Origin of the sequence: Bacillus timonensis (assembly GCF_004799755.1) — a bacterium.
Lineage (GTDB): Bacteria > Bacillota > Bacilli > Bacillales > Bacillaceae_L > Ferdinandcohnia > Ferdinandcohnia timonensis_A.
The window spans coordinates 159,380-173,137 of sequence record NZ_SLUB01000001.1; the positions used below are offsets into that span (position 1 = coordinate 159,380).

At 36.8% G+C, this 13,758-nt stretch carries 16 protein-coding genes; 15 read left to right on the top strand and 1 reads right to left on the bottom strand.

Annotation, left to right across the window (positions count from 1 at the left end):
- Positions 1-171 precede the first annotated feature (171 nt).
- Positions 172-1,098 (bottom strand): Na/Pi symporter, encoded by a 927-nt coding sequence (locus E1I69_RS00760; RefSeq protein ID WP_136377733.1) that lies wholly within the window; start codon positions 1,096-1,098, stop codon positions 172-174.
- A gap of 341 nt (positions 1,099-1,439) precedes the next feature.
- Between E1I69_RS00760 and rpsU the strand changes: the two genes are divergently transcribed.
- From rpsU to recO, 15 genes are all read left to right on the top strand, one after another.
- On the top strand, positions 1,440-1,613 hold the full coding sequence (gene rpsU, locus E1I69_RS00765; protein WP_010678174.1) for a 30S ribosomal protein S21: 174 nt from the start codon (positions 1,440-1,442) through the stop codon (positions 1,611-1,613).
- A gap of 16 nt (positions 1,614-1,629) precedes the next feature.
- A complete protein-coding gene (locus tag E1I69_RS00770) occupies positions 1,630-2,076 on the top strand; it encodes a GatB/YqeY domain-containing protein (RefSeq protein WP_136377734.1) in 447 nt (148 codons plus the stop codon).
- Between the two features lie 221 nt (positions 2,077-2,297).
- Positions 2,298-3,629: an NfeD family protein gene (locus E1I69_RS00775; protein WP_136377735.1), complete on the top strand. Its 1,332-nt coding sequence runs from the start codon at positions 2,298-2,300 to the stop codon at positions 3,627-3,629.
- Between the two features lie 19 nt (positions 3,630-3,648).
- A complete protein-coding gene (gene floA / locus E1I69_RS00780) occupies positions 3,649-4,638 on the top strand; it encodes a flotillin-like protein FloA (protein ID WP_136377736.1) in 990 nt (329 codons plus the stop codon).
- A gap of 42 nt (positions 4,639-4,680) precedes the next feature.
- Positions 4,681-5,163 carry a hypothetical protein gene (locus tag E1I69_RS00785; protein ID WP_136377737.1) on the top strand — a complete coding sequence of 161 codons (483 nt, stop codon included), beginning with the start codon at positions 4,681-4,683 and terminating at the stop codon, positions 5,161-5,163.
- 88 nt (positions 5,164-5,251) lie between these two features.
- The gene (gene yqfC, locus E1I69_RS00790) at positions 5,252-5,536 is read left to right on the top strand and encodes a sporulation protein YqfC (RefSeq protein WP_136377738.1); all 285 of its coding nucleotides are present in this window, start codon (positions 5,252-5,254) and stop codon (positions 5,534-5,536) included.
- Between the two features lie 24 nt (positions 5,537-5,560).
- The gene (gene yqfD / locus E1I69_RS00795; RefSeq protein WP_136377739.1) at positions 5,561-6,748 is read left to right on the top strand and encodes a sporulation protein YqfD; all 1,188 of its coding nucleotides are present in this window, start codon (positions 5,561-5,563) and stop codon (positions 6,746-6,748) included.
- A gap of 3 nt (positions 6,749-6,751) precedes the next feature.
- Positions 6,752-7,723: a PhoH family protein gene (locus tag E1I69_RS00800; protein WP_136377740.1), complete on the top strand. Its 972-nt coding sequence runs from the start codon at positions 6,752-6,754 to the stop codon at positions 7,721-7,723.
- A gap of 76 nt (positions 7,724-7,799) precedes the next feature.
- Positions 7,800-9,995, top strand: coding sequence for an HD family phosphohydrolase (locus tag E1I69_RS00805; protein WP_136377741.1), 2,196 nt, complete (start codon positions 7,800-7,802; stop codon positions 9,993-9,995).
- Positions 9,992-10,462, top strand: coding sequence for an rRNA maturation RNase YbeY (gene ybeY / locus E1I69_RS00810; protein WP_136377742.1), 471 nt, complete (start codon positions 9,992-9,994; stop codon positions 10,460-10,462). Before E1I69_RS00805 ends, ybeY begins: the two co-directional genes overlap by 4 nt.
- Positions 10,446-10,826 carry a diacylglycerol kinase family protein gene (locus E1I69_RS00815; RefSeq protein WP_136377743.1) on the top strand — a complete coding sequence of 127 codons (381 nt, stop codon included), beginning with the start codon at positions 10,446-10,448 and terminating at the stop codon, positions 10,824-10,826. Before ybeY ends, E1I69_RS00815 begins: the two co-directional genes overlap by 17 nt.
- Positions 10,827-10,938: 112 nt before the next feature.
- On the top strand, positions 10,939-11,340 hold the full coding sequence (locus tag E1I69_RS00820; RefSeq protein ID WP_136377744.1) for a cytidine deaminase: 402 nt from the start codon (positions 10,939-10,941) through the stop codon (positions 11,338-11,340).
- On the top strand, positions 11,330-12,241 hold the full coding sequence (gene era / locus E1I69_RS00825) for a GTPase Era (protein WP_136377745.1): 912 nt from the start codon (positions 11,330-11,332) through the stop codon (positions 12,239-12,241). Before E1I69_RS00820 ends, era begins: the two co-directional genes overlap by 11 nt.
- A gap of 225 nt (positions 12,242-12,466) precedes the next feature.
- Positions 12,467-12,610 carry a YqzL family protein gene (locus E1I69_RS00830; protein WP_136377746.1) on the top strand — a complete coding sequence of 48 codons (144 nt, stop codon included), beginning with the start codon at positions 12,467-12,469 and terminating at the stop codon, positions 12,608-12,610.
- 95 nt (positions 12,611-12,705) lie between these two features.
- Positions 12,706-13,455 carry a DNA repair protein RecO gene (gene recO / locus E1I69_RS00835; RefSeq protein WP_136377821.1) on the top strand — a complete coding sequence of 250 codons (750 nt, stop codon included), beginning with the start codon at positions 12,706-12,708 and terminating at the stop codon, positions 13,453-13,455.
- Positions 13,456-13,758: the final 303 nt, after the last annotated feature.

Here is a 13,758-nt window from a genome sequence, read left to right on the forward strand (position 1 = left end):
CGGATGCCACAGATTTTCAAAGGAAGTTTTCGAGCACTAGAACAAAGACTAAGAACGCCACTTCCTGTGGCAACGTCTTTGTGACCCACCTCGTGTGGGCCTAAAAAATCTGGGCGGCAAATATGCCTTGGCATATTTGATTAACAAGCTGGCTTAACTGGCCAGCTTTTTTTATACAGCTCGGTGGATCTTCATTATAAACTTCGTTAATACCCCAGCAAAAGGTAAAAACAGTAGGGACGTAAGAACATTAAATATTAAGCTAACATGGGCAATTTGAACATCAGGATGTGTTGTGAGCAGCATTGCGACTTGACCAAGTACATGTATGAATGGAAAAAATAACATGACACCGAGCACATTGACCCAGATATGAGCATATGCAGCTAATTTTGCTTCATGTTTACTTCCTAGACTCGCAATATAAGCAGTAATACATGTTCCAATATTCGCTCCAAGTAAAACAGCAATCCCCGCATTTAAGTTAAGTAACTGTTCATTCATGAAACCCATAATGATGCCGGTTGTCGCAGTACTAGATTGTATGATAGAAGTTAAAATAGTCCCTACCCCAACCCCGAAAATACTGCTTTCATTGGTATGCTGAAAAAATGTATGAATAGATGGGAATTGTGAGATCGGTCTTGCTAGCTGCTCAAATCCATTCATCGCCACAAACATGCATCCTAACCCAAATAAAAAAGCACCAAAGCTAAACACTTGTTGATTACTAATAAGCAAACATAAAAAACCTAATATTAAAATCGGAACAATCCAGTCGAAAATATCAAAGGTTATCATTTCCGCTGTAAAGGTTGTTCCAATATTGGTCCCAAGAATGATTCCAATGGATTGCTTAAAAGTTAAATATCCTGTCGCAATTAATCCAACAACAAGCACCATAACAGCTGAGCTACTGTGGATAATGGCTGTAATGATCGTTCCAGTTAATAATCCCTTAAAAGGGGTATCAGTAAAACGAATCAGCCAAACTTTTAGGTTATCTCCGGTAAGATTATAAAGGCCTGTCCTCATCACGGTCATACCAAATAAAAAGATCGCAATAAATACAGCAAATAACGATATAAGTTCAATCATGCATTCTCACCCCTATCTCATTGTATGGACAAGGATACGTGAAAATGACTACTTCCATTTTTTTATCGTATTAAGAAAAAATAATGGTAAAGGTAATCAGTTAGCCAAAAGAGAGGAATTAACAGGAATAACAGCAAAAAAGTTTATCAAAACTAGTAGTGAAGGCATGATTTCTAGTGATACGATTGTGAATTACAGTTGACCAAAAATCATGCATATATTATAATTGCAAAGTACATGTTTATTTTTTCGACGATTTTTTTCGATCGATACTTAGAATATGAAATAGAACATGTGTCTTAATTAGAGTTAGTGGTTGTTTTCGGAGGGAGGGAATTAGAATGTCAAAAACGGTCGTTCGTAAAAACGAATCGCTTGAAGATGCTCTTCGCCGCTTCAAAAGAACTGTATCTAAATCAGGTACGATTCAAGAAGCTAGAAAGCGCGAATTCTATGAAAAGCCTAGCGTAAAGCGTAAGAAGAAATCTGAAGCTGCTAGAAAGCGCAAATACTAAAAGAGGGTGTAGTTTTATGAGTCTTCTCGAGCGTTTGAATAATGATATGAAAACAGCGATGAAGAATAAAGAAAAAGATAGGCTATCTGTTATTCGAATGGTAAAGGCTGCTCTTCAAAATGAAGGAATTAAGCTTGGTACCAGTGAACTTACAGAGGAAGCAGAGTTAACAGTTCTTACTCGTGAACTAAAACAACGAAAAGATTCCCTCCGCGAATTTAGTAACGCTGGTCGTGAAGATCTTGTTAATAAAATTCAAACTGAAATTGAGATATTAGAGGTATACCTTCCAGAACAATTGTCTGAAGAGGATCTTGTTGAGATTGTTAAAGAAACAGTACATGAGGTCAATGCTTCTTCAAAGGCTGACATGGGCAAAGTGATGGCCGCTATTATGCCTAAGGTAAAAGGGAAGGCAGACGGTGGTCTCGTAAACAAACTTGTTCAACAGCAATTATCTTAACAAAAAACACCTTACATCGCGTAAGGTGTTTTTTCTTTTTAAAGAAAATAATAGGTGGTAAGGCTGTACGATTTAAATAGACTCCACATTCTTACATCCAAGAAGAAGGTAAATATTACCAATGAAAAGTTTGCATGGAAACATGAAATTATGAAACCTAATTCACATTTCAAACGTATTACATACTATCATGACGAAAAGAATTGAGAGGGGGGAATGCCTTGAAAAAGTGGAGAATCCTTTTATTCCTTTCCGTTATTCTCTTGCCATTCATACTCACACTAACGCCTGATAAGAGCTTTAGTGCAGCAGATCAAGTGGTGTATATTATACCGTTAGAAGAAACAGTCGAAAAAGGGCTAAGTGCTTTTATCGATCGTTCCATTACAGACGCTGAGAATAAAGGAGCAGACATCATCATTTTTGAAATAAATACTCCGGGTGGGGCAGTTGATGCTGCAACACAGATTGGCAAACGAATCCAAGACTCAACCATTCCTACAGTAGCATTTGTTAATAACGATGCCATCTCGGCAGGTGCTTTTATCGCATTAAATGCTGATAAAATCTATATGTCTCATAATGGTCGAATGGGCGCAGCTGGGATTATTGACCAAGCAGGGAATACCGCAGATGAAAAAGCTGTTTCCTACTGGTTGTCAGCCATGAAAGGTGCTGCAGAAAACAATGGTCGTGATCCAATATATGCATTAGCAATGGCAGATAAAGAGATTGACCTTCCAGAATTAGGTGCAGAAAAAGGGAAGTTCCTTACCTTAACATCTAAACAGGCTCTTCAAGTGGGTTATGCTGAAGGGGTTGTGAAGGATAGGACCGATTTATTACAGACGTTAGGATACGAAAAAGCTGCTGTTGAACAAGCTGAATTGAGCCTTGCAGAAAAAATCGCACGCTTTATTACAAATCCAATTGTTGTATCAATCTTATTAACCATTGGAAGTTTAGGATTAGTTGTTGAATTATACTCTCCTGGTTTCGGTATTCCTGGTATAATGGGGATATCAGCGCTATTGCTCTTTTTCTATGGGCATTTAGTAGCCGGACTAGCAGGTTTAGAATCCATTATTCTTTTTGTGGTAGGAATTGTTTTAATTTTACTGGAGTTTGTTTTGCCTGGGGGGATTATAGGGTTGATTGGATTAGGGGCAATATTAACGAGCTTTTTCTTAGCTGGAAGTAGTATGATGGTAATAAGTATTTCACTTTTAGTAGCCTTAGTAGCTACAATTGTTGTATCGATTATTTTAGTAAAGATATTTGGAAAGAAACTACATGTATTTAAAAAGATTATTCTTTTCGATTCCACCAATTCAGAGAGTGGGTATGTTTCAAATAAGAACCGTATGGATTTAATCGGTAAACAAGGCATAGCCCTTACAACATTAAGACCTTCTGGCACAGCTATTATCAATGATGAAAGACTAGATGTTGTCACACAAGGTAACTACATTGAGAAAAATACAAAAATTGAAGTTATTAAAACAGAAGGTTCTCGAATTGTTGTTCGAGAAGTTCCTGATATTAATAAATAACAATTAGGAGGAAGAAAATATGCCAACAGGTATGATCACCATTTTAATATTGATTGCACTCGCTATTATTTTATTGGCTGTACTATTTACATTTGTGCCAGTTGCACTATGGATTTCAGCACTGGCAGCTGGTGTCCGTGTAAGTATCTTTACATTAATCGGGATGAGGTTACGTCGGGTTATCCCGAACCGTGTCATTATTCCGTTAATTAAGGCTCAAAAAGCAGGATTACAACTTCATACAAACCAGTTGGAGAGTCATTATTTAGCAGGTGGTAATGTTGACCGAGTTGTAAACGCGTTAATCGCAGCACAACGTGCAAACATTGATTTAACCTTTGAAAGAGCAGCTGCAATCGACTTAGCTGGGCGTGACGTGTTAGAAGCTGTGCAAATGAGTGTTAACCCTAAGGTCATCGAAACGCCGTTTATTTCAGGTGTTGCCATGGATGGAATTGAAGTAAAAGCAAAAACTCGTATCACCGTTCGAGCCAATATTGACCGTTTAGTCGGGGGGGCAGGGGAAGAAACTGTTATTGCCCGTGTAGGTGAGGGTATTGTAAGTACAATCGGTTCTCAAACGGACCACAAAAAGGTTCTTGAAAATCCTGATATGATTTCTCAAACGGTTTTAGCAAAAGGGCTAGATGCAGGTACTGCATTTGAAATCCTATCTATTGATATTGCAGATATTGATATCGGTAGAAATATAGGTGCCGTACTTCAAACAGACCAAGCAGAAGCTGACAAGAAAATTGCGCAAGCGAAAGCGGAAGAACGTCGTGCAATGGCGGTTGCTAGTGAACAAGAAATGCGCGCCCGTGTAGAAGAAATGAAAGCGAAGGTTGTTGAAGCGGAGGCTGAAGTACCTTTAGCAATGGCAGAAGCATTACGTTCTGGTAATCTTGGTGTACTTGATTATACAAATCTAAAAAATATCATGGCTGATACTGATATGAGAAATTCTATTGGTAAAAGCACACTTACCGATGATGAAGATCAAAAATAATAATCATGAATAAACCTCAAAACTTGAAAGGAGGTTTACACTTTGGATTCACCTATAAAAGAGTTTATTGACTTTATTTTGTCAAATCCCTTAATTTTGATTGTCCTATTTGGATTTTTTATTAATGCGTTTAAACGTTTTGCGAGTGGTAAAAAAGAGCCAACGACTCAAATTCCACTGCCGAAGCAGTTTAATCCATTTGACCAAGAACCAAAACCTGAAAAAGAAGATTATCAGGCTGAGACAAAGTATGATTATATAGAACCTGTTCCTGAGTTGGTTTCTGATTCACATGTTCCAAACACGTTTTATGAACGTTATCAAGAGCTCCAAGAAAAGGGAACTTATCATGAAACAACAATACAGGATGAAGAACCAATCCAAACGGTTATTAAACCGTTAGAAGTTTCTTCAGAACATAAAGCTTTCAAAAGCTTTTCAAAAAATAAGGTCGTCGAAGGGATTATTTGGTCCGAAATTCTTGGTTCGCCAAGAGCAAAAAAACCCTACCAATCCCGTCCTTAAAATATTTTGCGGGTAGAACTCCTATATAAAAAATGTTCTATGAACCCCCTTTTACTCATAAACATGAGTTGAAAGGGGGTTCTTTGTTATGCCTAAAAACATAGGACAACGCATGAAAAGATGGATCACAAACAAGATGGAACTTCCTGCTGACGTCATGATGGATCTTCCAAGAATAACTATGATTGGCCAATTACATATTTACATAGAAAATCATCGTGGATTATTAACCTTTTCAGATAAAGAAGTACGGTTATTACTGAAACAAGGACAACTTCTAATCAAAGGTAAAGCATTTGTTATTAAAACCATATTACCCGAGGAAATAATGCTTGAAGGAAAGATCGAACATGTGCAATATATCGAGAAATGAACATGAAACACTAGGGGGATTAGCATGAAAAACCATTGGTTGCACTTTTTTAGTGGGAGTGTCAAGGCTGTTATTACAGGAAAAGGGACAGAGCGTTTTGTAAATGAATGTGTTAGACAAGGGATTGTAGTATGGGATGTGAAGAAGCCAGGCACCCATAGCCTGAGCTTCTCTATGTATTTAAAAGATATAAAAAAAATTAGACGAGTTGTTCGTAAAAATGATTGTAAACTTCGATTCATTGGAAAAAAAGGCTTACCATTTCTCATTCAAAAAGCTATACACAATAGTGGATTTTTAATCGGAGCTATTTCCTTTTTTATCATTGTAACGATTTTATCAAATATGGTTTGGGGTATAGAGGTGAAAGGGGCTAAACCTGAAACAGAGCATCGCATTATTCAAGAACTAAAAAAACTTGGAGTAGAAAGAGGTAAACTGCAATTTTTCATTGAAGATAATGAATCATTGCAACGCCATTTAGAAGATGCCATTAATGATATTACATGGATAGGTGTGGAATTAAATGGGACGACCTATCATTTTGAAGTGGTTGAAAAGAATCAACCAGAGCCACCTGAACAATATAGTCCAAGGAATCTTGTTGCCAATAAAAAAGCAATCATCAAGAAACTAATTGTAGAAGAAGGGAAGCCTGTTGTTGCTGAAAATGATTTTGTCAAAAAAGGGGATCTACTAGTTAGCGGCAAAATTGGTAAAGAGGGCAATGAAGTTTACGTACCTGCACGCGGGAAAATTTTTGGCGAAACTTGGTACAAGTCTGAAGTTACGGTAGATATTACAACGAAATTTGAAGTGCTAACTGGGAATAATAAAATAAAACATTTTCTCTCTTTAGGAAATCTGCGTATTCCAATTTGGGGATTTGGAAAGATTGAATATAAGGATTATCAAACAGAATTGGATAAAAGACATATCAAATTCTTTAATTGGGAACTTCCAGTTGCATATGCGAAAGAAACAATTAGAGAGAGTGAAAAAATCACTAGAACCTATAAAACGAATGAGGCTATAGAGGTCGCAAAAGAAATTGGGAGAAATAAATTAGAGCAACAACTAGATAGTGATGCTGAAATTAAAGAGGAAAAAGTTTTGCGTCAAACCATTAACAATGGTAAAGTAAAATTGGAAATAAAATATAATGTAATTGAGAATATCGTCACTACGATACCATTAGTTCAAGGAGACTAAAGGATGTCAGAAGATTTAGTAATGAGTAAACATCAACTAGAAAATCCAAATGAGGCACTTGTTTTATTTGGAAATAATGATCTTCATCTTAAAAGAATTGAAGAAGAATTAAATGTTTCAATTATCACACGAGGTGAGGCACTTCATGTCTCAGGTGACCCAACAAATGTACAGCTTGTTGAGGAAATCATTGAAAAGCTTCTTGCTGTGATACGAAAAGGAATACGTGTAAGTGAACGTGATGTCATTTACTGTATTCAAATGGCGAAAAGCGGGAAAGTGGATTCGTTTGAAGAATTATATGATGAGGAAATAACAAAAACGGCAAAAGGAAAATCCATTCGTGTGAAAACACATGGACAACGTCAATATGTGGCTGCCATTAAACAGCATGATTTGGTATTTGGTATTGGTCCAGCGGGTACTGGAAAGACTTATTTGGCAGTAGTTATGGCAGTTAATGCCCTGAAAAATGGACAGGTTAAACGAATTATTTTAACGCGTCCAGCTGTTGAAGCCGGTGAGAGCCTAGGATTTTTACCAGGAGATTTAAAAGAAAAGGTTGATCCATATTTACGACCTCTATATGATGGACTACATGATGTGCTTGGTGCAGAGCATACCGAACGTTTAATGGAACGAGGTATCATTGAAATTGCCCCATTAGCCTATATGAGAGGGCGTACACTTGATGATGCTTTCGTCATCTTAGATGAAGCACAAAATACAACAATAGCCCAAATGAAGATGTTTTTGACAAGGTTAGGTTTTGGCTCTAAAATGGTCATAACTGGCGATATTTCGCAAATTGATTTACCTAAAGGGGTAAAATCTGGCTTACGTGAAGCAATGAATATCCTGAAGGATGTATATGGTTCTGCATTTATCTACTTGGAACAGTCAGATGTTGTTCGTCACCCTCTTGTGGCACGTATTATTGAAGCGTATGAAAAGGTTGAAGCTGATCAGAAGTAAAAGACCCACATGGAATGGGTCTTTTTTATCATTAAAGGAACTGGTAAAATAAGCCTTAGAAAAGGAGGTTCAAGAAATGGGGAAAACAACAAAACTTAAAAATAAGTTGGCTGTAATTAATAGTATTCAATACCTACATATTTTGATTTATATCCTCCTTGCAGGAATCATGTTTTTAGTCATGTATAGTAATGTTAAACCGGAAGTTTTGCATTTAGAGATTCTGCATCCATCTGAACAGACCATTCGTTCTCCACTAACAATTGAAGATAAAATTGCCACTAAGGCAAAACAGGATGCAGCAGTAAAAGAAGTTGACGATGTTTTCACTCTTAAATCCGAATATGCAGATAATCAAGTGGATCTTGCCATTTCTATTTTTGACTCAATTGATGAAACGAATAGTGAAGCATCAGATGTGTATAAATCTAAAGTGAAGGAATGGGAAAGTCTCACCGAGGAAGATCGAGGGGAAGAACCTAAACCATTGTCAGCTTCAGAGAAATTACAGATGTTAAAAACCAAGCTTCCACAGGATTTAACAAATCGAATCCCGGACGATGTTTTTACAGCGTTATTAACAGCTTCTCCTGAGCAATTGTCTCGTACAAAAGATGCGGTTATCACAGCTGTAAATAATGTAATGAATACTCGTATTCCTTCATCTGAGGTAGAAAACGCAAAAAATAAAGTTGTGGAGGAATTACGGTATTCCAGTGTCGATACAGCACTACGGGAACCGATGCGTGAAATGGCTCGTTTTGCAGTCGTTCAAAACGTCTATTATGACGTTGAAGCTACAGAAGAAAAACGCCAACAAGCAATAGAAGCTGTGGAGCCAGTAAAAATTCTTCAAGGTCAAATCATCGTAGAAGAAGGTCAATTAATTACAAGGGATATTTATCGACAACTAGAGCTTTTAGGTATGACCAACACAAATAACCCCATTCAACCATTTATTGGCTTGGCGTTAATTCTTGTATTAGTTATTGGGGCACTTGTTTATCATTTTTATAATGAAATACCGACCGACAGGCATCGCAATATTTATTTATTAATATTTGCGATTATCTTTACTATAACCATTTTATTAATGAAGGGTATAAGTTTATTCCAACAAATTGATTATTCGGATATAGGTTATATTGTTCCAGTGGCTATGGGGGCAATGCTAATAAAACTATTGATAAATGAAAAAGTCGCAATCCTTTCAAGCATGATTTTTGCTGTTTGTGGAAGTATTATCTTTAACCAGGGTGTTACAGGCACACTCAATTTCACAGCAGGGATCTATTTCTTGTTTGGTTGTTTAGCTGGCGTGTTGTTTTTAAGTAAGCATAATCGGAGAGGGAAAATTCTCCAAGCGGGGCTTTTTGTTGCTTTGATTAATATCGTTGTGATCTTTTCGATCATGTTATTACAAAATGGTAGTTACTCAAGCTTGGATTATGGTTCATCCATCATTATGGCAGTTTTATCTGGTGTAATAGCTGCTGTATTAACAATAGGTCTATTGCCGTTCTTTGAAGCTGGCTTTAATATTCTTTCAACGATGAAATTAATCGAATTATCTAACCCGAATCATCCGTTACTGCGAAAAATTTTGACGGAAGCACCAGGAACTTATCATCATAGTGTCATGGTCGCGAATTTATCTGAGTCTGCCTGTGAAGCAATTGGAGCGAATGGATTATTAGCAAGAGTTGCATCGTATTATCATGATATTGGTAAAACGAAACGACCCCATTTTTTTATTGAAAATCAGATGAATATTGAAAACCCACATGATAAGATTGCACCACAGCTTAGTAAAACAATTATTACAGCACATGCCACAGATGGAGCAGAGACACTAAGGAAATTTAAAATGCCGAAAGAAATTGTCGACATTGCGGAGCAGCATCATGGGACAACATTGTTAAAATATTTTTATCATAAAGCAAAGCAACAAAGTGATCGAGAAATTCTTGAATCAGATTTTAGATATGAGGGACCTAAAGCACAAACAAAAGAGGCTTCCGTAATTGGTATTGCAGATAGCGTTGAAGCAGCAGTTCGTTCACTATCAAATCCAACCCCGCAAAAAATCGAATCGTTAGTAAATAATATTATCGCCGATCGATTACAGGATGGGCAATTTGATGAATGTAACATCACGCTTAAAGAGCTTGATATTGTTGCAAAAACACTTTGTGAATCACTTAAGGGGATTTTCCACTCAAGGATAGAATACCCTGCGGAGGCTACAAAACAGAAGGTGAAAGAAGCATGAGATTAGAAATCGATTTTAATGATGAAATAGGAGAAGTAAAAGAAGAAGAATGTACATTAGTGAGGGAACTCCTTTTTTTAGCTGCTGAAAAAGAAGGAGTTAAAGAAGGAACAGAGGTTTCAATTACATTTGTGGACAATGATCGGATTCAAGAAATTAATCGAGAATATCGCGACAAGGATCAACCAACAGATGTTATTTCCTTTGCCATGGAAGAGATGGGTGAAGGAGAAATTGCGATCATCGGTGATGACATACCAAAGCTATTAGGAGATATCATCATTTCAATTCCAAGAACAAGGGAGCAGGCCGAGGATTATGGACATTCCTTTGCACGGGAATTAGGTTTCCTTGCAGTTCATGGTTTCTTGCATTTACTTGGCTACGACCATATGACAAAAGAGGATGAGAGTAAAATGTTTTCAAGACAAAAGGAAATCCTAGAGGCGTATGGACTTGAACGGTAAAAGTAAATGGATTCGTTTTATCAAAAGCTTTTCGTTTGCTCTTCAAGGCTTGCGTGAAGCATTTTTTTCGGAACGTAATTTACAAGTACATTTATTGTGTTCAATCATTGTTGTGATTTGTGGTTTTCTTTTCCAAATCACAAGGGTGGAATGGATGGTTATTCTACTATTAATTGGTGGAATGTTTTCAATTGAATTGATGAATACAGCAGTTGAAAAAGTGGTGGATTTAGTTACAAGTGAATTTCACCCCTTGGCTAAGAAAGCGAAAGATATTGCAGCTGGATCTGTTCTCATTTATGCGATCATTTCTGTGATGATAGGATTAATCATATTCCTACCTTATTTAAAAAGATTAATTTAGAGAAAATTCTTACAATTATGTAACAAATAATTTAAACCCATGCATAAATCAAGATTTTTATGTAAAATAAAAATACACTTCCGTACCAAGATATGTAGAAAGGAAGATAGAAGTGAAGACAGAAGAACTAATCAACCAAGCAAAAAAAGCAAGAGAACTAGCATATGTTCCATATTCCAAGTTTAAAGTGGGGGCTGCCCTACTAACGGAGGACGGCAAAGTGTACCATGGCTGTAATATTGAAAATGCTGCATATAGCGTAACCAATTGTGCAGAGCGAACAGCCTTATTTAAGGCAGTATCTGAAGGTGATAAGAAGTTTGCAGCAATTGCTGTAGTTGCAGATACAGACCGACCAGTGCCTCCATGTGGCGCCTGTCGGCAAGTTATTTCGGAGCTATGTCAACCTGATACAAAGGTATTCTTATCGAATTTAAAAGGTGACATACAAGAGATAACAATTAATGAGTTACTACCAGGAGCTTTTACACCGGAGGATTTACATGGAAAATAAGAATGGCTATAAATCAGGTTTTGTTTCGATAATTGGACGGCCAAATGTAGGAAAGTCTACTTTTTTAAATCATGTTATCGGACAAAAAATTGCGATCATGAGTGATAAACCTCAAACTACACGAAATAAGGTGCAGGGGGTTTATACAGAAGAAAACTCTCAAATTATTTTTATTGACACGCCCGGAATTCATAAACCAAAGCATAAGCTGGGCGATTTTATGATGAAGGTAGCCCAGAATACACTTAAGGAAGTCGATCTAGTCTTATTTATGATAAATGCAGAAGAAGGCTATGGTCGGGGTGATGAGTTCATCATTGAACGCCTTAAAAATATTCAGACACCAGTTTTTCTTGTTGTTAATAAGATAGACCAAATACACCCTGATCAATTATTAGAATTAATCGAAAAGTATAAAGGACTCTATCCATTTAAGGAAATTGTTCCGATTTCAGCACTACAGGGTACGAATACCCCGAGATTAGTTGAACAAATCAAAAATTACTTACCAGAGGGACCTCAATACTATCCTGCTGATCAGGTAACGGACCATCCGGAACGATTTATTATTACTGAATTAATACGTGAAAAAGTGCTGCACCTTACAAGAGAGGAAGTGCCGCATTCCATTGCAGTTGTCATGGACTCACTTGAACGAAGAGAAGGTGGCAATACCGTCTATGTCGGCGCAACTATCATTGTTGAACGTAATTCGCAAAAAGGAATTGTGATTGGAAAACAAGGCAGCATGCTAAAAGAGGTTGGAAAGCGAGCAAGGGCAGATATTGAAGCATTGCTTGGATCGAAGGTGTTTTTAGAGCTTTGGGTAAAGGTTCAAAAGGACTGGCGTAACAAAATGTCCCAGCTTCGTGACTATGGATTTAGGGAAGATGAATATTAGAATGTGAACGTTACAGTATTTGCATTTGGTGAAAAAATACACGGATTAGCAAAATTTATGTAACATGTTTTTTAGGATTTTCGGTCAAGATATTCTTACAAGTAAATGTTCAAATGTACTTCGTCAAAGGTTAACTATTTGCAATGTGCGATTTGAACATCTACTACAAGTGAATGAAATTGGAGTAGTCTTTGCTAGTCTTAATAACAGAAAGGTGGGGTTACTATGTTAGATTTTACCTGGAAGGTGTTTAGTCAAACAGGTAATGTTGATACGTATCTTCTTTTTAAGGAATTGGAACAAGAGAAGACTGACAGACCCGAAACACAGAATGAGGAGCTAGCAGAAATAGATTTTCCAATTACTTGACCATCCTACTTTAGCGTCTTTGACTTATTTAAAGGACGCGCTATTTTAGTAACAATGGTAATTGGTTGCCTTGTTGCCAATGGATGGTGACAGAAGTGCTACAAAAATGCGAAGGTATCATCATAAGAACAAATGATTATGGAGAAACAAATAAAATTGTAACGTTGTATACCCGTGAATGGGGGAAAATTGGGGTAATGGCAAGAGGCGCAAAAAAACCTAGTAGTCGTCTTGCTGCTATTACCCAGGTTTTTACATATGGGCAGTTTTTAGTTCAAAAAACGTCTGGTTTAGGCGTTTTACAACAAGGTGAAACCATAGCAACTTTTCGTTCGATACGGGAAGATATTTTCTTAACCGCATATGCATCTTATGTAGTGGAATTAACTGATAAGTGTACGGAAGATAGGAAAACGAACCCGTTTTTATTCGAGATGCTATATCAAACGATAAATTACTTAGATGAAGGATATGATCCTGAAATTCTTCTGTATATTTATGAACTTAAAATGCTCCCTTTACTTGGATTGTATCCTCAACTTAACGAATGTTCGATATGTAAAAGTACAGAAGGCGAATTTGCTTTTTCGATCAAAGAAGGTGGGCTTCTTTGTCATCGTTGCTATGAAAAAGAACCGTATCATCTAAAAGTATCACAAGCAACTATTCGTTTACTTCGCTTGTTCTATTATTTTGATTTAAGTCGATTAGGCAGTATTGCCGTAAAGGATGAGACGAAGAAAGAAATAAAACAAGTTATAGATATGTATTATGAAGAATATTCAGGTTTGTATTTAAAATCAAAACGATTCTTAGATCAACTTGATAATTTTCGACTACCGTAAAGTGGACTACTTGACATGACTGGAATTATGGAATATAGTTCAATTAAAAATATTACACGGTGAAGGAAAGTAGTACTTATGGTCGTTCATAAAAGCGAACCTAGGACGGTGGAAGCTAGGGTATGAACAAATAAGGAAGGCGTTCCAGAGTGTATCGATTGAAAGAGGCAATAACTTCTTTATGTTGTTGCAAATAGGGTGGAACCGCGGGTAAACTCTCGTCCCTATGTCTACTGTTAGGCATAGAGGAGGGGAGTTTTTTATTTTTGTAAAAGATATATTATGAGAAACGATTTATTAGGC